This is a genomic window from Paenibacillus sp. USDA918EY, assembly GCF_009870825.1.
GTDB lineage: Bacteria > Bacillota > Bacilli > Paenibacillales > Paenibacillaceae > Paenibacillus_AQ > Paenibacillus_AQ albilobatus.
Map to the genome: position 1 here is coordinate 60390 of NZ_WTWY01000007.1, position 26462 is coordinate 86851.

20 protein-coding genes are annotated in these 26462 nt (G+C 54.7%); 8 read left to right on the top strand and 12 right to left on the bottom strand.

What is annotated here, in order from left to right; translation table 11 throughout:
* Positions 1-39: 39 nt before the first annotated feature.
* Positions 40-1041, bottom strand: a complete 1002-nt coding sequence (locus GQY55_RS15975) for a glycosyltransferase (RefSeq protein ID WP_160042872.1) — start codon at positions 1039-1041, stop codon at positions 40-42.
* A gap of 33 nt (positions 1042-1074) precedes the next feature.
* Positions 1075-2763, bottom strand: a complete 1689-nt coding sequence (locus GQY55_RS15980; protein ID WP_160042873.1) for a PucR family transcriptional regulator — start codon at positions 2761-2763, stop codon at positions 1075-1077.
* A gap of 192 nt (positions 2764-2955) precedes the next feature.
* Here GQY55_RS15980 and ald point away from each other — a divergent pair, with 192 nt between their 5' ends.
* Complete coding sequence (gene ald, locus GQY55_RS15985; protein WP_160042874.1) at positions 2956-4083, top strand: alanine dehydrogenase; 1128 nt, start codon at positions 2956-2958, stop codon at positions 4081-4083.
* 80 nt (positions 4084-4163) lie between these two features.
* On the opposite strand, the gene GQY55_RS15990 is transcribed toward ald, so the two are convergent.
* The 4 genes from GQY55_RS15990 to GQY55_RS16005 form a co-directional block, all read right to left on the bottom strand.
* A complete protein-coding gene (locus tag GQY55_RS15990; RefSeq protein WP_160042875.1) occupies positions 4164-4388 on the bottom strand; it encodes a cold-shock protein in 225 nt (74 codons plus the stop codon).
* Between the two features lie 161 nt (positions 4389-4549).
* The gene (locus tag GQY55_RS15995; protein WP_160042876.1) at positions 4550-5590 is read right to left on the bottom strand and encodes a hypothetical protein; all 1041 of its coding nucleotides are present in this window, start codon (positions 5588-5590) and stop codon (positions 4550-4552) included.
* A gap of 163 nt (positions 5591-5753) precedes the next feature.
* Complete coding sequence (locus tag GQY55_RS16000; protein ID WP_160042877.1) at positions 5754-6506, bottom strand: glycosyltransferase; 753 nt, start codon at positions 6504-6506, stop codon at positions 5754-5756.
* Between the two features lie 29 nt (positions 6507-6535).
* Positions 6536-7123: a TetR/AcrR family transcriptional regulator gene (locus GQY55_RS16005; protein ID WP_160042878.1), complete on the bottom strand. Its 588-nt coding sequence runs from the start codon at positions 7121-7123 to the stop codon at positions 6536-6538.
* Between the two features lie 215 nt (positions 7124-7338).
* On the opposite strand from GQY55_RS16005, the gene GQY55_RS16010 reads away from it, so the two are divergent.
* The 5 genes from GQY55_RS16010 to GQY55_RS16030 all read left to right on the top strand — a co-directional run bounded on the left by GQY55_RS16010 (position 7339) and on the right by GQY55_RS16030 (position 12770).
* Positions 7339-8136 (top strand): GNAT family N-acetyltransferase, encoded by a 798-nt coding sequence (locus tag GQY55_RS16010; RefSeq protein WP_160042879.1) that lies wholly within the window; start codon positions 7339-7341, stop codon positions 8134-8136.
* Positions 8137-8161: 25 nt separating this feature from the next.
* Positions 8162-9007: a lipoate--protein ligase family protein gene (locus GQY55_RS16015; protein ID WP_160042880.1), complete on the top strand. Its 846-nt coding sequence runs from the start codon at positions 8162-8164 to the stop codon at positions 9005-9007.
* A gap of 330 nt (positions 9008-9337) precedes the next feature.
* Positions 9338-10597, top strand: a complete 1260-nt coding sequence (locus GQY55_RS16020) for an MFS transporter (RefSeq protein WP_160042881.1) — start codon at positions 9338-9340, stop codon at positions 10595-10597.
* A 204-nt stretch (positions 10598-10801) separates the two neighbouring features.
* Positions 10802-11488 (top strand): response regulator transcription factor, encoded by a 687-nt coding sequence (locus GQY55_RS16025; protein ID WP_160042882.1) that lies wholly within the window; start codon positions 10802-10804, stop codon positions 11486-11488.
* A complete protein-coding gene (locus tag GQY55_RS16030) occupies positions 11481-12770 on the top strand; it encodes a sensor histidine kinase (protein WP_160042883.1) in 1290 nt (429 codons plus the stop codon). Before GQY55_RS16025 ends, GQY55_RS16030 begins: the two co-directional genes overlap by 8 nt.
* 359 nt (positions 12771-13129) lie before the next feature.
* On the opposite strand, the gene mprF is transcribed toward GQY55_RS16030, so the two are convergent.
* Positions 13130-15778: a bifunctional lysylphosphatidylglycerol flippase/synthetase MprF gene (mprF, locus tag GQY55_RS16035; protein WP_160042884.1), complete on the bottom strand. Its 2649-nt coding sequence runs from the start codon at positions 15776-15778 to the stop codon at positions 13130-13132.
* A gap of 137 nt (positions 15779-15915) precedes the next feature.
* Between mprF and GQY55_RS16040 the strand changes: the two genes are divergently transcribed.
* Together GQY55_RS16040 and GQY55_RS16045 are read left to right on the top strand one after the other, a co-directional pair.
* Positions 15916-16227, top strand: coding sequence for an ArsR/SmtB family transcription factor (locus GQY55_RS16040; protein WP_160042885.1), 312 nt, complete (start codon positions 15916-15918; stop codon positions 16225-16227).
* A 120-nt stretch (positions 16228-16347) separates the two neighbouring features.
* Positions 16348-17472 carry an NADH:flavin oxidoreductase gene (locus GQY55_RS16045; protein ID WP_160042886.1) on the top strand — a complete coding sequence of 375 codons (1125 nt, stop codon included), beginning with the start codon at positions 16348-16350 and terminating at the stop codon, positions 17470-17472.
* A gap of 101 nt (positions 17473-17573) precedes the next feature.
* Here the strand turns inward: GQY55_RS16045 and GQY55_RS16050 are convergent, their stop codons facing one another.
* From GQY55_RS16050 to thrC, 5 genes are all read right to left on the bottom strand, one after another.
* A complete protein-coding gene (locus GQY55_RS16050; RefSeq protein WP_160042887.1) occupies positions 17574-20699 on the bottom strand; it encodes an MMPL family transporter in 3126 nt (1041 codons plus the stop codon).
* 134 nt (positions 20700-20833) lie between these two features.
* A complete protein-coding gene (locus GQY55_RS16055) occupies positions 20834-21445 on the bottom strand; it encodes a TetR/AcrR family transcriptional regulator (RefSeq protein ID WP_160042888.1) in 612 nt (203 codons plus the stop codon).
* A 433-nt stretch (positions 21446-21878) separates the two neighbouring features.
* The gene (locus tag GQY55_RS16060; RefSeq protein WP_236575652.1) at positions 21879-23246 is read right to left on the bottom strand and encodes an FAD-dependent oxidoreductase; all 1368 of its coding nucleotides are present in this window, start codon (positions 23244-23246) and stop codon (positions 21879-21881) included.
* A 364-nt stretch (positions 23247-23610) separates the two neighbouring features.
* The gene (locus GQY55_RS16065; RefSeq protein ID WP_236575653.1) at positions 23611-24882 is read right to left on the bottom strand and encodes an MFS transporter; all 1272 of its coding nucleotides are present in this window, start codon (positions 24880-24882) and stop codon (positions 23611-23613) included.
* A 299-nt stretch (positions 24883-25181) separates the two neighbouring features.
* Positions 25182-26420, bottom strand: a complete 1239-nt coding sequence (gene thrC / locus GQY55_RS16070) for a threonine synthase (RefSeq protein ID WP_160042890.1) — start codon at positions 26418-26420, stop codon at positions 25182-25184.
* Positions 26421-26462 lie beyond the last annotated feature (42 nt).

Consider the following 26462-nt stretch of genomic DNA (forward strand, 5'->3'; position numbering starts at 1 on the left):
ATGTACATATATACATACTCGCCGATCGGAGCGCTTCCGTCAATCTCTGAGCCAAACATCGAAAAAGTTTTTGTATCCTTCCTTCATCACCCGGCTCGAAAACTGGTCGAACGCATAATAACGGTTGTCCATCGAATGGGACTGCGGCAGCGCGGCCGCCATGTTCACAAGCTCGAACCAGTTCTCCTCATGCCCCGAAAACGAATGGCGGGCGTTAATATGGCGATAGCAAGGATGCTCCGGCTTCACGACGATTTTGCCCATCGCAAGCGCCTCCGTAAGCGGCATGGCGAACGTATCGAAACGGGAGCAGTTCCAATACACCTTCGCGGTGTTCATCAACGCAAACACCTCGTCCTGGCTCAGCGCGAATTGCAGGCGCACGTTATCCGGGATATCGTATTTTTTCATGCTTTCCCGGTAGCGCTCGCCGCCGAATACCATAAACACTTCCTTGTCCGGATTCCGCCTGGCGTAGTCTAGCACCAGGTCCGGCCGCCGGTTCTCCTCGTCCCTGCCGATCCATAAAATCCGGTTATGCACGACCTGCGAAGGATCAAAATGCTTTTGCGCCAAGCTTTCGCTGAATCCGATAGGGATGACGTCGACGTCGGTAATCCCGAAGTTTCTGGCAAATTCCTCTTTCAAAAATTCCGTCTGCACGATCGCCTTGTCCACGATTTGGTAAAAAGGCTTCATCATTTCGTATCCCGTCAAAGCCGGATCCGGGAAGCTGTGCGGAAAAAGGACGCTTTTTTCGATGAACATTTTCAGGTACGTAAAACCGGACACCGTGTAAATGACATGCTCGATGCCTTGTTCGTGGATCTGGTCCAGCACGATGTCGTAATTGACCAGATCCCCTTTTTCATGCTCGTATCCCGGCAGCCAATCATACCCGCTGACATGGCGCTCCGGGGAAATGAACACGATGTCCACGCCCAGCTCCTGCCCGATCGCATTCAGGCGGTCCGCAAACACGCGCGGCCCCTGGTTTTCGCGAAACTGAATTTTTCTCATGACCAGTCCGACTTTTTTCATTGTTCAATCATTCCTTTATGTCTGTATGTTTATTCAAGCCAAAAGAGGCAGGGCGAGCAGCGCCATTTCCAGGCAGACGCGCCGCTCGGGCTCCAAATAATCTTCGCCCAAAATCTCCATCAGTTTATCCAGCCGGTTGTACAGCGTCTGCCTGTGGATATACAGCGCTTTGGCGGTATCGTTTTTGGAGCCCATGCATTTCAAATACATGTCGAGCGTCTGCAGCAGATGCAGATGATGCTCCTGATCATAGGCGATCAAGGCGCCCAGCTGGTCCTGAACGAACGATTCAAGCGATTCCGCCGGGATCGCCTTCAGGAGGCGGTACACCCCGATCCGGTCATAAAAAAGGCCGTCCTGCACGGCCACCCTTGATCGCGCCACTTCGAGCACCTGCTCGGCTTCCTTGAAGCTGCGGTGCATATCCGTCATTCGGTTGCGTACGAGGCCAAAACCGGCATGCAGCCGGAACAAGGGAACTCCGGAAGCCGGATGCTGCAGCCGTTCCACGATTTTGCGAATCGTCTGCTGCAATAAAACCGGCGTATCCTCCTTGGCGGATTTATCCCGCGCGCACAGCACGTAGATCCTTCGGCCTTTTTGCATCAGCAGATTTTGAAGGGCGTATTTTTTCAAAAGCGCGCGCAACCGGACCAGCAAATCCTGCTGACCGGATTCGATCCTGTCCCGGTCCGCCTCTTCTTCTCCCTCGCCGTATTCGGTTTCGATCATCCCGCCCGCGAACCACATCTCGCTTTGCTTCGGCGGCCGCAGACCCATGCGCATCCGCGCCTCCTCTTCGTCTTTAATCTGGTGATTCAAAATGTCCTGGATGAGCTGGTTTTGATCGCGGAGCATTTTTTCCTCCAGAAAAAGCATCCTAAGGAGAAGCGAGGCAAGCGATTTGGCGGTGGAATCCAGCAGCAGCGTCAGCCGCTCCTGCACGTGCCGGTTCGTCAGCACCAGCCCGACATGCGCCAGCGTCTGCCCGAGGCAGATGACAGGCTGCGTCAGCAGCAGCCTTTCCTGCGGCAGCGCAAACATGCCGGCCTCCTGGTGGGCCGATTCGTTTCCTTCTACCCGACCTCTGTACAAGGCCGTAATTTCTTCCGCTGCGGATGCGGAGATGCCGCGGGGCATAAATTTGTTCGTATCCACGGTGGAATAGTACACAACCTGCATTCCGGTGTATTCATATAATACATGGAGGATGGCGTTTACGTCGGTGCTCTGAAGCGTAATTTGCTGAAGCCTGCGGGAGAAAGCCTCCAAATCCTTCAGCATCTGGTGCTGCTGGTTGATCAGCAGCCCGTGAATATCCTGGGTGATTTCCACGAAGCGGACAGGCTGCTCGAACACGATCAGGGGAAAATCGGATGCGTCTGCAAGCTCGATGATTTCTTGGGGAATGTTTTCAATGCTCGTTCCGAGCTCCACGCACAGCCCCGCCGCTTCCTGCCGTATGAGCTGCTGCATGTAGGACAGGCGCTCCTGCTCATAATGCCGAAGCCAAAGCCCGGTCGTCATGATCAGATCGTTTTTCGTTACGTAAGGGGCCACGTTTGCGATTTCCAAGATGTGAACCCATCCGACCTTGCGGCCGGTTCCGCCCGCGCCTGCGATCAGCCGGGCTCTTTGAAACACGGGGCGCTCAAGCACGTCTCTGATATTTAGCGTAAATCCGCCCAAAGCCGTCACATCCCCTCTCTTTAATGGAGTCATTATAGAAGTTTGGCGTCCCATTTTCAATACGGCCGAAAAGCTCGTTCCGCTGAACATAATGTCCTGTCATGTGATCTATTCCATTGACAAGACGTATGATGCTTCACCCTAAAATCGATTGTAAACTTTTACTGTCAAGGTTTTGCGCGATCCGAGAACACATGAATCTTAGGTTTGGAGAGGTGATCTGTCATGAACATCGGAATACCGAAAGAGATCAAAAACAACGAAAACCGCGTCGCCGTCACCCCGGCAGGCGCCCTGGAGTTCGTCCAGCACGGCCACAACGTCCTCGTCGAGCGCGGCGCCGGACTTGGAAGCGGATTCACGGACGAGGAATACCATGAAGCCGGCGCGGTGCTGTTGGCGGAAGCCAAGGATGTATGGGGGCAGGCCGACATGATCATGAAGGTCAAGGAGCCGCTGTTAAGCGAATACGGATATTTCCGCAAAGGGCTGATCCTGTTCACCTACCTGCATCTGGCCGCCGAGCCGGAGCTCGCCAAGGCGCTCGTCGCATCGGGCGTACATGCCATTGCCTATGAAACGGTCAACGTCAACGGCACGCTGCCGCTCCTCATGCCGATGAGCGAAGTAGCGGGGCGGATGGCCGCGCAAATCGGCGCGCAGCTGCTCGAGCGTCCGCATGGCGGCAAAGGGATTTTGCTTTCCGGCGTTCCCGGCGTCGCCCGGGGCAAAGTAACGATCATCGGCGGGGGCATCGTCGGCATGAACGCCGCCAAAATCGCCGTCGGATTGGGGGCGGACGTGACGCTGCTGGATTTGAGCATTCCGCGTCTCCGCCAGCTGGACGACATTTTCGGAAACCAGATCAGCACGCTTGCGTCCAGCCCGGCCAATATCGCCAAGGCGGTCGCGGATACCGACCTGCTCATCTGCGCCGTTCTTATTCCGGGGGCAAAAGCGCCTCGCCTCGTCACGGAAGCGATGGTCAAAACGATGAAGCCGGGTTCGGTCATCGTCGACGTGGCCATCGACCAAGGCGGCGTCGTCGAAACGATCGACCATATCACGACGCATGACAACCCGACTTACGTGAAGCACGGCGTCGTCCATTACGCCGTCGCCAACATGCCGGGGGCGGTGCCGCGCACCTCGACGCTGGCGCTCACCAACGCCACGATGCCTTTTGCGCTCAAGCTTGCAGGCACGGAGCTGCAGCAGCTATTGGCGGCGAATCCGGCCATCCGCAGCGGCGCCAACGTCATTAACGGGCATGTGACGCATGAAGCCGTCGCCCGCGATCTGGGGTATGACTACGTTCCGGCGGAAAAAGCGTTCAGCCAAGTTACAATTTAACGGCTGCCGAAACGGTAATATAATGAAAAACAGGGTCCCTTCCGGCGGCCCTGTTTTTCTTTTCGTATGATGGCGTGCACCTAGATCAAGGTGCCCTTCTTCAGCATTTTGATAGGATGATCGTTGACGACCAAAGGCAGCATCTTCGTGCCGCTGACCATGGGCGAGTTGCAGTGGGCGCAAACCGGCTCCTGCTCAAAGGCAAAGTTATCCCGCATCCAGCCATTGCAGTCCTCGTTCGTGCAGGACCAAATCGCCGTATCCGCTTGAGGAATTTCCTCAACCACTTTTTTACCGAAGTACATTTAATCCCATCCTCATCCTATATTTTCGTCAGCATCCCAGCTGTTCCCTTAGTATGACCCGGAAGAGCCGAATTATGTTCGATCCGGAAAAGAATGGCCGGCCAGCCCTTCCGCCACTAAAAAGGGATGGTCTGTCTTACTATATATATTTCGTCATCCTACTAATATTGCATCTTTTTTACGGCATGGGCGAACGCCGCGGGTTCGTCCAAAGCGAGATAGATGCTTTCGACCTGCTTCGGCATGAACAGCAGTCCTTGCACGGTCGTCGTTTCGGTAAGCGTAATTTTGACATTTGGGGTGACCATCGGCAAAACGGAATGTTTGCTTTCCGCCTTGCTTGGATGAAATTCGAGCGCGGTGTCCACGGCTGCAATCCATCGGTAAGGGATATCGGCCTGAATACGCATGCCGTAGCGAATCCGCAGCCCGTCCGGATGCATTTCGATCGGCTGAATCGCCGAAGCGCGGCAATCCGCCCACAATATAAAAATCAGCCACAAATCCGCCGCCGTCAAAACCCACGCCGCGATTTCGGACCATCGCATCACCAGGACATGGACGCCGAAGGCTTCAATGGCAATGACATGCGTAAACACGGCCGCCATCACGGTTTGTCCTGACTTGCGGTGATAGGAAAACGCGGCGATGCCGGGCTGCTCCGGCTTCACTTTTCTTTTCCATGAAAAAAATAAATAATATGCGGCCAACAGATCATTGACCACCAAAGAGGAGAAGATCGACGTTTGTTTCATGCGTTGATTGAAGCTTAGCCTCAATGCTTCCGCCGGGTCTCCGCCGGTACGAAGCCCCTCGCGAAACCGTTTGGCCAGTCCGTATACCAGCTTTGCTTCCGCGCCGATCAGCGCCGCTTCCAGCGCTGCAATCAGCATCTTCAATGGCAGCGGGGCATGTTGCAGCAGATCCCGTCCGGATGCGGGAAGCGCAAACCAAGCCAACAGAATGCACGGGATCAAAACTTGGAGAACCTTAAGCCATCCTCTTTCCTTTTTTCGCGCAATCAACAACCAATACATAAAAGGAATCACAAGGACAAAATCGAAGAGGAGCGCATAACTTAACCACTTTTGGTCGGAACCGAATGGCGTACTCCGAACAACGTAGCTGTCCGACAACATCATGAGGCACATGCAGCCTATAAATAGAGGCACGGCCCAATTGGCGGATTTGCGCGACGTCATAGCCAACCACCACCTTAGCAAGGAAAATTTTTGACGGTGTTAAAACTTCTGGAAGTCTCCTTTAAATATATAATATGCCTGCGGAATATCCCAGAGGGAATCCGTTGACGGTTCTGTGCAGCTGCAAGAAAAAAGCCACCCGACGGGGTGGCTCTTCATCTCATCATTTCTTTTCCATTTCATAATAGACCTCATCCGCATAGGCCCGGTCGTTTCCCTTCAAGTAAGCCCGCACGATGCCCGGATTTTTAACTAAACACCAATCCCCATACTGGTCGAATTTTCGGCATGAAGTCGTCATCAGCGCTTTCGTGACGGTACCGTATTTTTTTCCGTTCTGTTTGCCCCATTTGTTCAGGCGGCTGGCAAATTCGATATCTTCGGCCATGAGCATCTGTTCGTTAAAACCGCCCACCGCTTCAAAATCCTTTTTGTAACCCCAGAAGAGCCCCACGGTTAACGGCCCGTATTTAAAAAGGAGCGGAACGATCAGCACAAGCGCCGACATGGCGATACCGAGCGAATTCCGTTCAAAAGCCGAGCGGACGCCGCCCCCGATATATTTGCCTGTCTGCAGCATCCGGTCGATTTCCGTCAGCATGTTGTCCGTCACCCAACTGTCGGCGTCGATCGTGACGATGATCTCTCCCCGTGCGGCATGAATGCCGGCGTTACGGATTTGGGACAAATTTTTGTTATCGATCGGCAGCGTGATAGCGCCGTAGGATTCGGCAATGTCGGCCGTCCGGTCCGTGCAGCGGTTGATCATCACGATCACCTCGACCTGTCCCGGATAAGCTTTGGCTGCGGCAGCCAAAGAATCGAGGCAGCGTCCGATATACTTCTCCTCGTTTCGCGCCGGGATAATAACGGAAAACTTGATCTGTTGGTCGGAACCGGATGCAAATGTGCTCATTGTTCATCGCTCCTCAAGGAAACTTAAGTTTATTTTTGAATCCCTTCGAGTAAAAGCTTCGTTGCTTTGCGGAAAAACTGTTTTGCATCTGCCTTGCCCATCATCTGGATATGGTCACTGAGGCCGGAATAATAACCGAGAATCATCATGGAAAGCTCCTGCGCATTGTCGCCCTTCCACTCGCCGCGGTCCAGGCCGGTTTGCACGAGTCTTTCGAAGCGCTGCATATACCCCATCAAAATGCCCAGAAACCGCTGACCCGCCTCGGAATCCGCGCCGACGCGGCTTATAAATTCCTCTCCCGCCTTATTGAGCGGCTTTTCGAGCGTGTCCACAAAATAATCCGCGTACTTATACAGCTGTTCCGTCGCCGTCATCGTTTCGTCGATCGCCTCATCCCAGTTCTGCCATGACACGGTAAACGCCTGATCGGCGATATAAATAAACAGATCCTCTTTGCTGTCAAAATGGTGGTAGAGGCCTCCCCTGCTGCAGCCGGCGGCGCTGCAAATATCGCTCATGGAGGTGGCCGCGTAACCTTTCACCGCAAACAGCCCCTTGGCGGCATCCACAATATCCTGTTTCGTTTGTTCCGCTTCGTCTTTGCTTTTTTTCATGATCTCAATGCCTTTCGAATTAATGCGACCGACTGATCGGTCTGTATAAATTGTATCCCAGGTTTTCCCTTTTTGCAATATGTATTTGTGAAACAGGCGAAAAAACAGGCCTGTTCAATTCACTTACTCACGAAGGCCATGCGGGCAACGGCAAGGAAATGCCTCCTTGTTGTCGAAGAAGTATAATAGACAAACAAGGATAGGAGCAACAAACCATGATTCGCAAACTGGCGCCGGAAGAGCTGGAGGCCATCCTCGCCTCGCTCGACCGCGAAAGACATCTTTTGTATTATTCGTATTTGACGTTCCGCAAGCCGCGCACGACCCATTACGGACAATTTACGGACCAAGGCGAGCTGCTCGGCGTTTTGGCTTACCTGGAAGGGCTTCCGTTCTATGCTTTTTCCGTATTCCCCGTGCAACCGTCGTTTGATTTCCCGGCCGTTCTGGCGTTGATGAAAAAAGAGCTCCGTCTGCCGGACGAGGCGATCGGCAGCTTTATCGTGCACGAGGAGGACATGGCCGATCTTTGCGGACAAATAGCATTCGCCAAACCCCCGGAAAAACTGCTTCTCATGAAGCATATACATCATCAGATGCTGCCTGCGGCCGATCCGCGGGTGCAGCGCTTGGGACCGCCCCATTTTGAACGGATTGAGGCTTTGATGAAAACGATCGGCACCATGGCATTTTCTACCGAAGAGCTTCATTACCCTTTCTATGGTGTAATGGACAATAAACGGCTTGCCGCCGCAGGAGGGTATCACATTTACGGCGGGGATTACGTGGAGCTCGGAAATATCGGAACGGATCCCGCATTCCGGAGACAAGGCTTGGGGAAAATGGTTTGCGCACAGCTCACGCGCGCAGGTGCAGCCGTTTCTCCGAACGTTTACCTGAATGTCTTTGAAGAGAATGAAGCCGCCATCCGGCTTTATCGATCCATTGGCTACGAGACGGTCGCCATTCAGCACATCATCCAATTTTTCATGCCCGCTGATAGCCATAAATAACGCTTGCGAAAGGAAGTGAACCCCGATGTCCGATTTCAACGACGAATTCAGCTCCATGCTCATTCTGGACCGGATGAACCCCGATCCGCAGCAGGACGCGCTGTACCCCTTTGCGCTCGACGAGCTGCTGTGCAAGGAGACCGGCAGGGGCGGACCGCCCTTGCTGCATATTTGGCGCCATCCCCGCTCCTTTATTATCGGGCTGCGCGACAGCCGCCTGCCGGGAGCGGCCAAAGCCTGCGCCTGGCTGGAAGCGCTCGGGTACAAGACGGCCATCCGCAATTCCGGCGGGGCGGCCGTGCCGCTCGACCTTGGCGTCGTGAACCTGTCGCTCATCCTGCCCAAGCAGGGCAAAGGCGACGAGCGTTTTCGCGGCGATTTCGAGCGCATGTATGCGCTGATCCGCGAGGCGCTTGCCTCAACCGGCGTGACCGTCGACAAAGGGGAAATCGCCGGCGCGTATTGTCCCGGCGATTTCGACCTGAGCATCGGCGGCCGAAAATTTTGCGGGATCGCGCAGCGGCGGCAGGCGCATGCATTCGTGGTGCAGGCCTTTGTCATCGCCGACGGCTCGGGGCAGGAACGGGCCCAGCTCGTGCGGGAGTTTTACGACCGGGCGGGCAGAGGGGCGGACCCCGGCGATTTCCCGCAGGTGGACGGCGGCAGCACCGCCTCCCTTGCCGAACTGGCCGGTCTTGGCAAGGGAGCCGCGGCAAGCTTCGCAGAGGCGGTCAAAACCGTCATCCGCAGCCGTCAATCGGCCGAAGGCATCGCGGCTTCGGCCGCGCGGCTGACGCTCCCGGGCACGCGGGAGGTCACGGCGATGGCGGAGCAGCTCAAGCAGCGGTACGCCCCCAAGGAGCAGGTTTGACCCCGGAAAAAGATACACTTCGTTAGGCTGCATTCGATATCGGATGCAGCCTTTTTTCATGCCTTTCGCCTTCATCACGCACCGGGAAAAACCGTTATTGCATAGGCTCCACTTGCGGAGTTATTTGCGAGGTTGCTTGCTGGGTTGCTTTGCGCTGTCGGACCTTCATCTCAGACCACAGACCGAGAATGATTTCCTTCCCGCGCCGTTATCCGGAAAAATCAGGATATTGTACACTCATATCAAATCCTGCGGCCTGGGGATTGTACGGAAGTCAGCCAGGACGCCAGTACCGGATAACATTTTTAAAAAGAAATGAGGCATATCCGTATGGAACTTTTCCGCAACGCTATGTTTGTCAGAATGTTTCTGGCCGCCTTCGCGTCCCAGCTCGGCTCGATGGTCGGCAGCATGGCCTTCGCCTTCTATTTGGTCGACCGGTTCAGCAATCAGCCTGCTTACGCTTCGGTCGCCGAACTGATGTATTCGCTGCCGACGCTGGTCGTCTTCCTGTTCGTCGGCGTGCTGGCCGACCGGCTGGACCGCAAGCGGATCGCCGTGCAGAGCGACTGGATTCGCGCCGTCTTGTCCGTCGTGCTGCTGCTTTGCATTCATCAGGACTGGATTATCCCCGCCTTCGCCATCCTGTTCCTGCGCAGCGCGATTTCGAAATTTTTCACTCCTGCCGAAATGAGCTTGATGCAGGGCATCATGAAACCGGAGCAATATGTGAAGGCATCCAGCCTGAATATGTCGATCATGGGCATCTTCATGCTGTTCGGCATGAGCCTGGGCTCCGCCGCTTACTATTACCTCGGCATTGAAGGAGCCATCATTATCGATACCGTAAGCTTCATCGTATCGGGCATCCTGCTTACGACATGCCGTTTCCCGGCCGAAGTGCGCCAGCCGAACGGCAAAGCGAAGCTGAGCGACCTCAGCCTGAAAAGCATGGCGGCCGACTTTGGCGCAGGCTTCAAATATATCCTCCGTTCCCGGCTGCTCCTGGCCATCATCCTCGGATTCTTTTTCTTCGGCATCGTGAACGGCGTGTTTTCCATTCTCCCCCTGTTCACGATGAAATACGAACTCAGTCCCGACCATTATCAAGTGTATACCCCGCTGGTCATGGTGTTCCTTGGCATCGGCTACCTTGTGGGCAGCGCAATCAGTTCCCTGCTCATTAAAAAATGCGGCAAAGTCGCCGTGCTTATCACCGGGCTTTTCCTGACCATGGCGCTGACGCTCGCTGCCGGCCTTTGCGGAAACATTCAAATCTACCTGGGATTCATGGTGCTGCTCGGCATCATCCTCGCGCCGATCAACGTCGTGCTTGGCGGGTGGCTTCCGGAGCTGGTCGAACCGCAAAGCATGGGCCGCGTCAGCGCCTGGATCGAACCGCTCAACACGACGGGGCAGGCGATTGCCCTCGGCTTCATCTCCGTGGCGTTTCCCGCTATCGTGGGCGTTACTGCGCTCTACTGGATTTTGGCCGTCAGCATGCTGATCGTCAGCGTATATTACCTGATCACCCTTCCGGGGCTTCACCGCAAGCACCAAAACGCTGTAAAGGCCGAGATGACCGCATAAACCGCATCTTGTCCGAATGCAACATTTGACTTTCCGGGAGAAATGTTTATGTTTAGATATCAGGATGCCAACTTTTAAACTCAATAAAACGCAATTCTGATACCGCAACAAAACATGACTCCCGGACGCTTATCCGCCTTTTTTCGGTAAAGAGCAGGCAGGCGTTTGGCTTCGGGAAGCAAAGAGCAAACGGGGTGAACCGGCATGCGGCTCCTGGTAATAGAGGACGATAAGCATTTATCCGACACGATCTGCGCAACGACGCGGGATTTATACGAAACGGAGCAGGCGTTTGACGGCGAAGAAGGCCTGTATCTGGCAGAGCAGAACATTTATGACGCCATCCTTTTGGATTTGATGATGCCGGGTCTCAGCGGCTACGAAGTGCTCGGACGGCTCCGGCAAAAAGGCATTCTGACGCCGGTGCTCATCCTCACGGCCAAGGACGGGATCGACGATAAAATCCGCGGCTTCAAGCAAGGCGCCGACGATTACCTCGTCAAGCCCTTCCACCGCGAAGAGCTGCTGCTGCGCCTGGAGGCGATTTTGCGGCGTTCGGTCGGCGGGTTCAAGCAGCATACGCTTCTGTTCAAAGAACTCAAGCTGAATTTGAAAAGCCGGGAGGTTCAGATCGGCGAAGACCTGATTGCGCTAAACGGCAAGCAGATCGATTTGCTTGAATATTTGATCAACAACAAAAACATCATTTTGACGAAAGAGCAAATTTTCGACCGCGTCTGGGGGATGGATTCCAGCACCACCAACACCGTCATCGAAGTATACATCAGCAATTTGCGCAAAAAATTCAAGCCTTTCGGTTACGACAAATACATCAAAACGATCCGGGGCATGGGCTACATGCTGTCCGAAAACGGAGACGACCATGAATAAAAACAAAGTCATCCGCAGCCAGCAGCTGCGGTTCATGGTCTATACGCTGATTGCCTTTACCATGTTGTTCGGCATTTTCGGAACGATCATTTTCGGTCAGATCAAAGCGACGCTGTACGCCAAAACCGATTCCGACCTGCTTGCGTCCAAAAGGATGCTCGAATCGGGCGGAGCCGCCGTGGAAGGCGGCAACGAGCCGTTCCCGGACAAATACGGCTTTATTCCCCGCTCCAAAGGCCGCTGGCCGCTTACACCGCGGGTCATTCCGCTTTTGTGGAGCGACGGGAAAATCGCCAACGCCCAGCAAATCGGATTTATCGTTTACAATCATTATTTTAGCGACATGACCTTTAACCCCTCTACGATCGGCGTGATTTCCAACGTGACCGTTCAAGGCAAATACCATTTCCGGACCGTCTCCATCCCCTACCCTGAGGCTGACGGAGCCTATGTCCAGCTGTTAATCAACGTGGATTCCGAGCAGAATTTGATCGACAACTTCAGGCGGATCATTATTTTATGCTCGGCGGTATTCATTTTCCTGTCGATCAGCGCGAGCTATATTTTGTCGCGGAAAATGATGAAACCGATCATCCGCTCCTGGGAGAAGCAGGTGGAATTCGTGGAAAACGCCTCGCATGAGCTGCGGACGCCGCTCACGATCATCCAGAACAAGCTGGAGCTGCTGCAGACGATGCCGGAGAAGCGGATCATCGACACGTTTGAAAATATCGCGCTCTCCCTCTCGGAAACCCGGCGGCTATCGCGCATGACGTCCGACCTGCTGACGCTGGCCAGGGCCGATTCCACCGAAACGCAGCTGGAGAAACAAACGATCGAGCTGGACGAATTCGTGGATAAGGTATGCAGTCCTTATAAGGAAATCGCGGAGCTGTCGGAGAAACGAATGTGGCTGAGCCTAAACAGCGGAACCCGGCTGAACGCCGACCCGGGGCGGCTGCATCAGCTGCTGGTCATCCTGCTGGACAACGCCCTGAAATATACCGGCGAGCATGACAGCATCGGCATCAGCACGTACGTCAAGGAAAACAAAACGTTCATCGAGGTCAGCGACACCGGCATCGGCATCAGTGAGGAAGGCCTCTCCCGCATCTTCGACCGCTTTTACCGCGAAGACCGGGCGCGCTCGCGCGAACAGGGCGGCTCCGGACTCGGCCTCTCCATCGCGCAGTGGATCGTTCACAGCCATCACGGCACGATCCAGGCGCTGCACAACGAGCCGAAAGGCGTCATATTCCGGATCCGGCTTCCGAAGCAGTAATCTCTGGATCTTCGAATATCCTGCCGTCTGTTCCAGTTCTTTCCGAGCATGGAACAGGCGGCCTTTTAGCTTTGCCAAGTTTGCCTGGCGATCCTATTTCCCTGGCGGCCCAACAAATAACCCCGCAAAGTGGGACCTATGGCTTCAAAGCCGATCAGGTACTTTGCGGGGACACCGGAAATGATTAATGCTTTTAGATGAGGATTTTGCAAAATCTTGAGATAAGAAAAACGTCTATCGACGTATTTTCCTGGAAGACAGACCGCGAATCCCGTCCGTAGCAATAAGGATCAGAAGGTTTCACGGTCTGCGTGCGGACAGCCGTCCTGACGAGTGCCGGAATCTGCCGCGGGGGCGCTTCATCGCTTTCCGCCTTCCCGCACTCTTCTCGACACCAGTCTAACCAGATCGACGGTGAGCACCGGCAGCGACACCCAGTTGGGGTAGGCCAGGAAACGCGGTTCCCATTCGGGGGCGAATTTTTCTTTGTATCTCCGCAGCCCTTTGAACCCGTACCAGTGCCCGCCGTATTGGAAGACGAGCGCGGCAAGCCTTTCCTCGCGCAGGGCGCTTTTGCTTTCTCCGACGCTGGAGAGCGGCGCGTTGCCGAGGTTGAAGATTTGATACCCCCGCTCCTTGCACCATTCCAGCAGCTTTATAAAAAGGTAATCCATCGTACCGTTCGGTGTGCCGCTGCGGTGCCGCATCAAGTCGATCGACATCGTGCGGCCTTCGTCATACCCCGGAGCAAGCGAAGCGAACGCCAGGATGAGCCCCTGCGGGTTTTTCAGGAGCGCGACCGGAGCCTCCTCCAAATAGATACGATCGAACCAGCCAAGCGAAAAGCCTTTTTCCCGCCTTCCCCGGATCCACTCATCCGATACGGTCTTGAGTTCTGCAAACAACGCATCGGCAAAAGGCGGCGTTACCACTTCAAAAAGATAGCCTTCGCGCTCAAAGCGGTTGCGGACGCTGCGCAGATCGGCCGCTTTTTTGCCGCTGAGCGTGAAGTTTTCCAAATGAACCAACGCTTCTTCTCCCAGCTTGAAAAAACGGTAGCCGTATTCATGATAGATGGGCAGAAACTCGGGTGTCGCCTGATAAAACACGACGGACATGGCGTATTCATCGGCATATTGCTGGAATTCGGCGATCGCGTCCGGCACCAGCTTCGTGGGACCAAGCGGATCGCCAAGCACCACCAGTTTGTCCCTGGCCCTGGCATAGGGAATCAGCACCTGATCCTCCCGGGCCCAAAAAAAGCTTTTGTCTCCCGTAAACAGCATATGGGTGAGCAAATTGCCGTGGTGATCCTGAAGGAACAGCCGCAGCTTCCGAAGGTCCTCCGGCCCGGCTCCGGCCGCCATGCGCCGGTTCGGACGCAGCAGCAGCAGCATCGTAAGCAGCAGCCATGCGCCGGCCAATCCGATGCAAGCGGTCATCGCATAAGGTTTCGGTCCGAACATCCAATGGATGCGGTCCGCCGTCGGAAGATGCCGAAGCCACCCGTGGTGGACATGGCTTCCGATCCAGAAATACAGAACAGCGATAATCGCGGACAACACGTACCACATCAAGTAGCTCCGAACGTCGATGGCGGCGCCTTTGCGGTAAAATCTCGATCGGGCCAGCCAAAGCGTGACGCCGACGATGAGCAGAAAAATCGCCTCCTCGAAATCAAACGCCTTGGTAAACGTGAAAATCGCTCCGGCAAGCAGCAAAATGCCCGTCCAGACGTAGGCCCGGCGAATCCGCAGCGAGATGCCGCGCGAAAGAATGATCAGCATGAAACCGATGATGACCGACAGCAGGTGGGAAATCCGCATGATCGGCATCGACAGGATTTCCTCCGACAGCTTAAGCCGGTACAGCAATCCCGGGGTCGCCGCCGACAGCAGCAGGACGATGCCGCTTATAAACACAAGCTTGCCTAGCGCCCATGCGCCCAGATCGCTGAGGAAGCGGAACTGGCCCGGCCAGCGCCACAGCCGCTGCCAGGCGTTCAAAGGCAGCTCCGTGGCCGGGTCCGCGCTCTCCCCGGCGCGCTTGGCCGCGCTGCCCAGCTCGAAGGCGGAGAGGATCAAGCCGATGAGCCACGGCACGATATAATAAAAGAGCCGGAACAAAACGAGCACCGCCATCGCCCGGCCGGATGGAAAACCCATCTGCTCCAGCCCGAGCAGCACCGTCAAATCGAACGCGCCGATGCCGCCCGGCGCCATGCTTAAAATGCCGGCGATCGCGGCAACCGAATACATGCCGATCACGTCCCGAAAGGCTACGTCATGCAGAACGCTGGCGGTAATCAGCCAGAAGGTGACGCCGGCGCAGGCCCATTCCAGAAACGAAGCGCTGAGCGATACGCCGACGGTCGTCCACGGCGTTCTCCCCTCGCCGCGGTTAAACCATTTCGCAAACAGCGTGGACCGCTGCATCAAAACAAACAAGGGCAAATACAGCGCCATTCCCCACACGGCGAAAACAAGCCATCGATGCTCCTGCAGCAGTCCGCCCACGGTAAACCATCCGAAGATGATCCCCCAGGAAAGGATCGACAGCCCCGTCACAACGACCGGGGAAAGGAACACGACGGCGGAAGCCATCAATGCAGGCGAAATCCCGCTTCTTTTATAAAGGATCGTTCGAAGGCCCGCTCCCGTCAATCCGGCGAATCCGATAATGTTGTTGAAGGTATTGGCGATCCACGCATACCGAAAGGTGCTCCAAACCCCTACCTTTAACCGGAAATGGCGGCGGATCATGAAATCGTAAAGGCTCATCACCGCCACGGAAAAAAGGGCAAACAGGAAAATTTCCGCGACCGAGGAGGCAGGCAGCCTGCGCAGCTCGCCAATTGTTCGGCCAAAGGAAATCTGGCGCAGCTCCCGCTGGCCTTCCCAGTATACGAACCCGATCACGGCGATCGGGATCAGCAGGCGAACCGCCTTGATCCGGTATATAGAAGCCAGAATGCGGAAGATTCTGTACCGCTCCAGCTTTTCCTTCATATCAAGCACCCTTTCACTTGAAAAGATTGGAATTCCAGTCCCCTCCTATCCTAACATAAAGCCTGTCCGATACAAATATTTGGTCATTTTTCGGAATGGATATTTACATTTCTATAAAAATAGATATAATAAGACCCATGGATATATTATTAACGATCAAAGCATTGTCAAACGAAACCCGGTTCAACATTTTGGAATGGCTGAAGCATCCGGAAGAGCATTTTGGACCCCAGGAGCATATGCCGGCATCCTGCGATTTTAAAGGCGGCATTTGCGTCGGTTCGATTTCGGCGAAAACGGGGCTGGCCCAATCGGTGGTTTCGGGTTATCTCGTCAAATTGCAGAAGGCAGGCTTGCTGGAATCCCGCCGCGCGGGACAGTGGACTTATTACAGACGCAATGAGGAGGGAATAAGCCGCTTTATCGAACAACTCAAGAAAGAGCTTTAGGCTTAAGAGCTTTCATAATCATGGTCTGCCGCTAAGCATAAAGCTCCTTCTTTTGATCTTATATATCTATTTTTATAGAAATGCAGAAAAATAAAACCTAAACTTGGGAGGATACCATACATGAGCAATCAGCAGCAAAACGTCCGTTCTACCGCATCTCTATTTGAGCCCTACACGTTGGGCGGCCTGACGATTCCGACGCGTGTCGTCATGGCGCCGATGACCCGCAGCTTCTCGCCGAACGGCGTGCCCGGTCCGGATGTGGCCGCTTATTACCGCCGCCGTGCCGAAAATGGCGTCGGCCTCATCATTACCGAAGGCACGCTTATCGACCACCCGGCAGCTACCGACGACCCGAACGTGCCGAACTTCCACGGCGAAGCGGCGCTGAACGGCTGGGCTGAAGTTGTCAGACAGGTCCATGAAGCCGGCGGCAAAATTATGCCGCAAATCTGGCACATCGGCATGACGCGCCCCGTTGGCGCCCAGCCAAACCCCGAGGCGCTGCCGATTGGTCCATCCGGACTCGACTTGAACGGCAACCCCGTAACCGAGCCGATGACGCAAGCGGAAATCAAGCGCGTCATTCAGGCTTATGCCGATGCGGCTGCGAACGCAAAACGAATCGGCTTTGACGGCGTGGAAATCCACGGCGCCCACGGATACCTGATCGACCAGTTCCTGTGGGAAAGAACCAATCGGCGTACCGACGAGTACGGCGGCGACATGATGAAGCGCGCCCGCTTTGCCATCGAAGTCGTGGCAGCCGTTCGCGCCGCGGTGGGACCGGACTTCCCGGTCGCCATCCGCCTCTCCCAGTGGAAGACGACCCATTACGACGCAAAGCTGGCGGACACGCCGGAGAAATTGGAACAGCTGCTGACCGCCTTGTCCGAAGCCGGCGTCGATATTTTCCACTGCTCGACGCGACGCTTCTGGGAACCGGAATTTGCAGGCTCTGACCTCAACTTCGCCGGATGGGCCAAAAAACTGACCGGCAAAACGGTAATTACCGTCGGTTCCGTCGGCCTGGACGAAGCGTTCACCAGCCTTTTCACCGAAGGCAAAGGCGCCGGCAAAAAGGACATCGACGAACTGCTGAAACGACTGGAGGACCAGGAATTCGACCTTGTAGCCGTCGGACGGGCGCTTCTGGCCGATCCCGAATGGGCTGCCAAAGTCCGCGAAGGACGTTTCGACGAGCTTAAGGCGTTTACGCCGGAAGCGTTAAAAACACTGGTTTAAGGCAGCCCGCTCCCCCTCTGAGGCATCGCCTTAAACCTTGACATAGATTAAGAACCGGAAAGAGCCGAGGCTCCTTCCGGTTCTTTTGCTTTTTGCCTTCCTTACATAGGTTTGCCCCCGGCATCCTTGCCGCTTACATGGGCGACGTGCAGCTTGTTGCCGCTCCGCTTTTGCATCTGCTCCGGCAGTGTGATCATCGCCGGAACGAGCATCGGCAGCAGAATGAAGCACAGCACGACCAATCCCACGATGACCGCCGATGCCAATTCGATCAAGAGGACCAAACCGGACGGAATCAAGGTGGCGAACGTTCCGCCCAAAATCACCATGGCGGAAATGATGACGCCGCCGACGCTTTTGGCCGCTTTGACGATCGCTTCGCCAGGAGCCATGTCGCCATGCTCCCGGTACCGTTCCATCAGGAAGATGCTGTAGTCGACCCCTACCGCAACGATCACGATAAAGGAGAAAAACGGCACGAAGGAGGAAACCCCGTCGGCTTTAATGATATAGGTCGTCACGAGATTGGATGCGCTCATCGCCACATAATAGGAAGCGACAAGCGACGCCACGATGAATACCGACGGCCAGAAAGAACGGATGACAAACAAGAGAACGACAAACACGCTCACGATCACAATCACGGCGGTGCTGTTAAAGGAATTCAGCTGCTCCTTGTTCATATCGTACGTCGTCGAGCTTGGCCCGGCCGCCCCGTACGTGGCGTTGCCCAGCACGGTTCCTTTCAGGCTGCTGTCGACCGTATCGTTGATTTTTTCGATCGTTTTCAGCGCCGCCGGAGAATAAGGATCATTGTCCAAAATGACGAGCAGCTTCGTGATTTTCCGTTCTTTGGACATAAAGCTGTCCTCGGCCTTCTTGAAGTCCTCGCTTTCCAGCGCTTCGCGCGGGATAAAGAAGGTCTTCGAACCGCTGAGCTGGGTCAGGAAATCGCCGGTTTTGCCCAGCCCCTCGGAAATGTCCCCGAGCCCGTTCCCGCTTTTGCCGATGCCGTCCTTCAGCTGCGACATGCCGCCCGTCAGGCCGGACAGTCCGTCGATCAGCCGTTTTTGTCCGCTTTGCACCTCCTCGAGCGCCAGATTCAGCTTTTTCATGTTTGCTTCGATTTCCCGGGAGCCGCTGCTGCCCTGCTGAAGCCCTTTTTGCAGCTCATCCGCGCCTTTTTGCAAAGCCGCAAGCCCTGCGGACATCTGCTTCTGGGCCGCCTGGATTTGACCGAGTCCGCCCGAGGCCTCGCCGAGGGAAGCATTCAATTTCGTGAAATTGGCTTCCAGCTGCTGCAGCCCCCCATTCAACTGGGCCAAGGAAGAGGCCAGCGTCGCACCCGTCGCCTTCAGCTTTGCATAATCCGGATCGTCAGCCAGCTCGCCGTGTTTTGCGCCCAAGCCGTCGATCAAAGCGTTCATGCCCGTCAAACCTTGCTCGATTTGCGGAATTTGTCCGCCGATCTGCTTATAGCCAGCCTCAAGGCCCGCGTAACCTTTGGCGATTTCCGACAGGCCCGCGCTGATTTTGCCGGTATTCGCGCCGACCGTATCCAATCCGCCTTTTAAACCGGCGATTCCTTTGCTCAGCTCGCCCGCGCCGCCGGCACCCTTGCCGATGCCCGCGGCAACCTGGCCGAGGGCGGCCGTAATTTGATCGTAGCCGTCTTTGACCTGTCCCGTGCCGTCCACGAGCTGATTGGCGCTCGACGTATCCGGCGTCGTCAGCTTGCCTGCGATCTGGTCCAGGCCGCTTTTGATTTGGTCCACGCCTTTTTTGGAGGCCGAAATGCCGTCCGTTACCGTTTCCGACTGGTTGCTGATATAAAACTCGTCGATCGGCTTCGACTGCGGCTGCGTCACGCTCGCCACCTGTTTTACCCCGTCGATGGCTTTCAGCTTATCGGTCAGCTTGTCGATGACGCCCAACGCGTCGTTATTGTCCATGGCCTTGTCGGCTTCGATCACGACGCTTGTAGGCAGCGCCTGCCCGCGGCTGAAGTGTTCGGCCACGATGCTGAAGCCTTTGGTGGACGGATAACCGTCGCCAAGCTCCTTGAGCTGGTCGAAGGAAAGCTTTTGGCTGCTCGTAAGCAGGGCCGGAATCATCAAAACGACGATGATCACCGTTACGACGACCGGATATTTAACCGATACGGACGTAAGCTTCGCCCAGAACCGGCTCTCTTTATGCCCCGCTGCCTTTTTCGAAGGCCAAAACAGCTTGGGACCGAACACCTTCAGCATAAACGGCGTCAGCGTCAGGATCTGCAGCACGAGCACGACGGTGCCGATGGCGACCACATTGGCCGATTTGTAGATGCCGAAGCTGGAGAAGCTCAATCCCGCAAAGGCGATAAAGACGGTGGCGATGCTGTAAATGATCGTTTTGCCGGCCGTTTTGTACGATACGATGATCGCCTCGTCGACGGTGCGCCCATGCGACAATTCCTCTTTGAAACGGTTGAACAGCAGGATATTGTAATCCGTGCCGATCCCGAACAGAATGAGCACGAGCAGCATCTGCGTCACGCTTGTGATGGGAAAATTAAGCTTGTCGATGATCTGCGCCGCAATTCCCATGGAGCACAAATACGTGATGCCGACCGTCAGCAGCGAGACGAACGGGGTCAGGATCGAACGGAACATCAAGACCAGCACGACGAGAATGAAAATGACCGTAAGGGCGGCGCTTTTTTCCACGCCCGCGGTCGTCGCTTTAATATAGTCGTTTTGGATGAAATCCTCGCCGCTCAAATAATACGGCACGTTGACGTCCTTCAAGACGTCTTTGAACTGTTTATCGATTTCATCCACGTTGCGTCCCATTTTATCCAGGCTGAAGCTGACCATCAGCGTGGTGTTGTCCGCGGATACGAGGGATGATTTGGCGTCGGGCGTCGTCACCGGATCGATCAGCTGGCTGAAGCCAAGCTCCGATTGGTGCCGGATCATGTTGTTGATCCCCGCCTCGATCTGCTTCATGTCTTGGTCCGTCAGCTTGCTTTCCCGATGAAATACGATGATGTCGCTGGTCCCGGTGGTGCCCGTCATTTTGTTCAGCAGCTTCCCTGCGACCTTCGACGGACTGTCTTCTGTCAGAGGGTCCTGCCCCCGCTCATGCAAAATGGCGTTTACGTCCGGCTGAAACACGGTCAGCAGTACGGTAGCCACAAGCCAAAGCACCAGGATCGCCCAGCGCCATTTGATGATTTGCCGCATGCTCTTGAATTTCCTCCTCGGCTGAAGTGTTAGTAAACAGGTGTTCATTTTTCAAACAAAAAAATAGAGCTTCCTATGCATCATATAAAGACGCCAAAAAAATTATTCGTGCCGAGCCCGGGCGGGGCGCCGCTTTATTCCGGACGCCCGCACATCAAGCCCGTATGGTACAGGCAAATGAACTCGTTGACGAGCCGCTTGACCGTCTCCCCGTCCTCGTGCTCCCGCAAAATCAGGCAGACGCCTTCGACAACGGTGCCCGCAAGCATCCGCGCGCTTTGGCGCTGCTCCGGCGTGAGCTTATCGACATGTTCGCGGCCTGAGGCAAAGGCATCCTCCAAAATCGTGGCGACCAGCTTCACCATGTCGGCCTTCACTCCAGCGTATTTTGAACCTGTGCTGCGGTTCATCAGGATCGTCAGCTCCGCGCTGTACGCGTCAAACAGGCCAACGACCGTATCCTCGATCATGCCAAAATACTTGAATCCGTCGTTTCCGTTAACGTAGCTGCGGTCCAGCTCCTTTTTCAGGTCAAGCAGGTATTCAAGGAGCTTTTCGTAAACGGGTTTGACGAGCGCTTCGAACAATTCCTCTTTGTTTTTGAAATACCGGTAAATGTTGCCCGTCGTGATGCCCGCCGCCGCCGAGATCCGGCGCATGGAAGCATCGGCGTAATCATGGGATTTGAACTCGGTCAGGGCGGCCCGCAAAATGTTGAGACGGACGTCTTCTTTCAGCGTTTGCATAAATAAACACCTGTTTACTATTATTTTGATAAATTTTATTATAAAGCGTCCGATGCCTGTTGGCAAATCGCGGCCCAAGCCGCAAATCAAAAGCGGCATACGAAGAAGGGCTAAGCCCGGCAGCCGCCGGGTTTAACCCTCTGTCGGGGGAGGAATACGTTCATGGGGAACGACCGGGGAGAAATCCGGGGCGCATAGGAGGCGACTTAAGCTTGTTTGCTTTCTTACCATCAGATTAACAAGAAAACGCCCTGAAAAAAACGAACTAAAGTAAGATATTTAAACATCATTTCCTTTTTCCAGGTCATAACTATGCCAATCCTCTCTCTTCTTCATTTCCGCTCGATGCCGTCCATCCGGTATTTCCGTCATTCCGAAAGATCCAAAAACCGGCCGGTACCTTCACGGTATGGCCGGTTTTGAATGCTGGCATTTAAACATCTTCAACATCGATGTGATATCTTCTTTTTAGATAGCGGTGTATCCGTTTGAAGTCTTCCGGCGTCAGCTCCTTCAGCTGCTTCCGGTCCGATTCGTACCCGAGGATAATGCCGATCGTCTGCGCCGCCAGCGCGTTGTTCGCCATAATCCGGGACGAGCCGTAGGCTTTGATGTCGGCCCCGATGTTTTTTCCGACGACAAGCACGTTGTCATACTCCTTCAGCTCGAAGGAGCGCAGCGGAATCCCGTAAGGACCCGGTACGCCTAGCCCGATCCCGTGCGGAATATGGACCGTGCCCTGCAGATCGACCGGATAAGCGCCGATGCTGACGTTATCCCAGAACATTTTGCCGCCCATCACATCCTCGTATTTCAGCACGTATTCCGTTTCGAACCGGTTGAAGTCGCGGATATACAGGTAGCTCGGAAATCCGTTTAATTCCGCTTTTTCGAATCCCGGCAGGTGGGTCCGCAAATAACCAAGGATACGCGGCGCTTCCGCTTCGCCCTTCCGCAGCGCCTCCTTGACGGAGGCATCGCTGGACGGATCGACGTTGTACATGATCAGCCCGTTGATGATCACCTTCCCGTCTCCCTGGTTCGCCATGTTCAAGCCGCGGAGCCGGACGAGCTTCTCGGACGGTGTATATTTGGCCATGACGTTGCTGAATCCCACCGCGAAATTCCAATCCGCATAGGTGTTGGGGCCGTATACCTTCTGAACGTTGGACAACGGGTAATGCTTCAGCACGTCCTTATTCAGCTCTTTCCAGTCCACGTTTTTCAAATTCAGCATGTAAGTCGCACCCATGTAGTCGGGGCTATTGCTTTTTTCGATCGATTCCATGCCCGGAATCCGTTTCTTATGTTTCAGCTTGGCGGTGAGCGCGTTAAAATCGGTGTTTTCCACCCAATACCCGGCTTCCACTTTATACATCTGATGGTTCCGGTCCTTATAGACAAGCGATTTTAAAATATGGCTTTTGCCTGCCGCCGCTTCTTCCACGCCGCTGATCGTAATGCCGCTTTTCAGCGTGACGTCTTGGATCAGCTTATCGTAATAAGCCTGGAATTCGTGCAAATCGCGGATTCGGCCCTTGTTGTAGCCGTCAAACAGGTTTTTGATCTCGCCTTGAACCAGGCTTTGCCGTTTTTGATCCATGGGTTCGTCGAGAAAAAGCATTTGGCCCTGGATCAGCTCCCCGCCGGGTTTCTCCCGGGGGTCGAGGATCAGGACGCTCCGTCCGAGATTTTGGGCTTCCCTGGCCAGAAGAACCCCCTGAATCTCGCTGCCGATGACCACGATGTCATAACGGCTGCAGCCTTCCCCGCACGAATCGGGCTGACTGATTTTCGTCAATCCGCGAGGAAGGAAAAAGGTAAGGATAAGCAGGAATATCATGGCCAGGAGCATAAGCTGCCAAGTTCTTTTTGACCGATGCACAGGCTATAATCAGCTCGCTTCTTGATAGAATGAGAATGAGAGCAGGTTTGCAAAATCATAATGTTCAAGCGTTTATTTCTATTTATTACTTTTTCTTCAAATCGCCTCCGTTCCCAATATACAATATTTAACACTCCGCTTACAATCATCGGGATGATTGTTAAAAAGTATATGCTAATTTTAGGGTTTACCTTCCATTTTGCGAGCTAAAAAAGCCATCCTGTTAACAGGACGGCTTTTATCCGTAAAAAGTTACGTGAATGTAAAAAATATGAAATCATCAGCTTGGCGTTTCTCTTTGTTGATCGCCTTTCTTTTGCCGCGCAATGCGCCCGAAGACGCCCAATACCGGGAGAAGCAACACTCCCGCAGTCAAAATCGATGCCCGAACGGACGCCCTGCTGCCGATCCAACCGACCACGGGTCCGCCTGCGGTTTGGCCGAGCGCGTCGGATTGGCTGACCATGGACAGCACGGTGGCGCGCGTTTGGCTTTCCAGGTTCATGTTCAGCCAGGTATCGTATACGGGCTCGCTGACCGAACGCGCCGCGCTTACGACGAGCACCGAAAGGATCGCCCAAGCAAAATTGGTCGCAAAAGCCAGGGACAGAATCGCCGCAATCCGGATCAGGGTGAACCAAAACATCGCCGCCGATATCGCGCGCCGGCTTCCCATGTCCATTTTTTTCTCGGCAAGACGGACCCCGATCAACCCGATCAACGTGGCGGCCGCGGAGACGACGCCGAACCAGACGGCTATCGGCACGGGCAGACCCGGCATTCCAACGCCGGTGATGAGAAAACTCTGCCACAACCGGTCATATCCCTCGGAAGCCGCACCGCTAAGCAAAGTTACCGCTATCATCGCCAGGAGCAGCGGCTGCCTGCGCACCACTCCGGCTCCGTCAAGCCAAGTGCCAAGCATCCGCCTGAAATGGGATTCGTGCGAAGCATGTCCCTTCCGTACGAACCCGGTCTCCTTCATCCAAAAGAAAAGCGCAATCCCGAGCGCGGCATACAGAATGCCTCCCGTCAAAAAGGTCAGGTTCGGGGCGGCCGCGGACAAGCCTACGCTGCATGCGATGCCCAGAAGCGTAGCGATCAGCGACATGCGCTGCGACTTCATCAATATGGCGCCGGCATGCTCCTCGCCTGCTTCGTCCACCATCCAAGCGGTATTGGCTCCGCTGACGAACGTCCATCCGATCCCGAACAACAATTGCGAGATGACTACCCAAGCAAAAACAGAGATGACCGAAACAAGGCCATGAAGCCACAAAATGCTCCCTTCCACGGCAAAACCGGCACCAAGAATGAACATGCCGATAATGACGGAGATTTTGCGGCTGTAAGTGTCGGCTACAACACCCGTGATGCCCTCAAAAATGAGTACCGTCAACTCCAGTACCGTTCCCATCAATACCAGCTCAAACGGATTCAGCCCCAAAGTCGAGACATGATAAATCCCGCTGGTGGTAAACATGATGCTGTTGCCCAATGCCATCATAAAACTCATAAATATATAGATTTGCGACGCAGATTTACGATTCAAAACAAACTCCGCCCTTCCGGCAGGCGGTGCGTCACGTGAACACATATCGCGAATATCTTTTTTACTTAAAGATCATAAACACTTCTGCTATGACGTGCGCATCACGCTGCCTGTTGTTTTTTTCAAAAAACGATTCCTTTGCGTATGGCATCCGTATAGCTTTTGAGACATGTAGATAACCTCCTGTCGGGATTCCAGGAATCCCTCTGATATTAGGACCTTGCGTAAAAGAAACAACCGATTTACTTTTTTGGCAAAATCCTCAAATTAATTTGATTATAAGCGATTTTATATCGGGGTCACAATAATGTTTCGATCTCTTCCACCGTCAGCGAGGAATACGCCGCCCGGCCAGGATTCGCCATCTTGGACAGCACGTCCGTATCTTTGAGCAGGTTTCCCGTCAATATGCAAAGCGCCGTCTCGTCTTTATCGATGACTTTCTCGGCCAAAAGCTTGCGGAGGCCGGCCAAGGAAGCGGCCGACGCCGGCTCGCAGCCGATCCCGCTTCGATCGATGATTTGCTTCGATAGCAAAATCTCCTCATCCGTCACGCTGCAGGTGACGCCCCGGCAAAATTCCAATACGCGGCGCGCAGCCTTCCAGCTTGGCGGGTTCCCGATGTTCAGCGCGGAAGCGACCGTCTGCGGTTCCGGTTCGGGGCGCAGCTTCTCCGCCCCCGCCGCCATCATTTTATGAAAAGGGCTTGCCCCTTCGGCCTGAACCAGCGCGATCCGCGGGCACTTCGGGATCATCCCGAGCGTCCATAAATCCTCAAGCCCTTTGCCGATTGCAGTGACGTTGCTGAGCGCGCCGCCGGGTACGATAATCCAGTCCGGCAGCTCCCAATTCAAATATTGGGCCGCTTCATAGATGATGCTTTTCTGGCCCGCGATCCGAAACGGATTGATGGAGTTGCAGACATAAAGCCCCAAATCCTTTGCATACTGCTCCAAAAAAACGATGCCGTCATCATATGTGCCGTCAAAACGGATCACCTTCGCCCCGTACGCCAAAGTTTGCATCACTTTATTTTCGGAAATGCCGCTTTCCGGCACGAATACGAACGAAGAGCTTTCCCCCATGGCGGCATACATGGCCAGCGATGCGGACGTGTTCCCGGTCGATGAGCAGGCAAAACGCGTATAACCGAGATGCCGGCCATGGGAAACCGCTACGGTCATTCCGTTGTCTTTAAAAGAACCACTGGGGTTTTCGCTTTGGGCTTTGAAGTGCAGCCCGCGAATCCCTATGTTTTTCCGGATTGGTTCCGGTGCGTAAAGGCCGGTATTCCCCTCGTATTTCGTCACGATTCTGTCCTCGGGAAGCTCCGGAAAGATTAATTCCTTATACCGCCATACGCCGCTTGCGTATATCGACATCCGTTCCCTTAACCGTTCCCGAAAAATCTCCTTCAGCCTCTCCCCGTCAAGCCCGGCCACATCCCGTTTGATCTCCAGCCTGCCGCCGCATGGGCATTTTATGATGAATTGCTGCCAATTCCATGTTTGACCGCAGTTTAAGCACTCCAGTTTCATCCGCCGGTTCATCCTCTCCATTTTGGACTTCGGCTTCGGAAA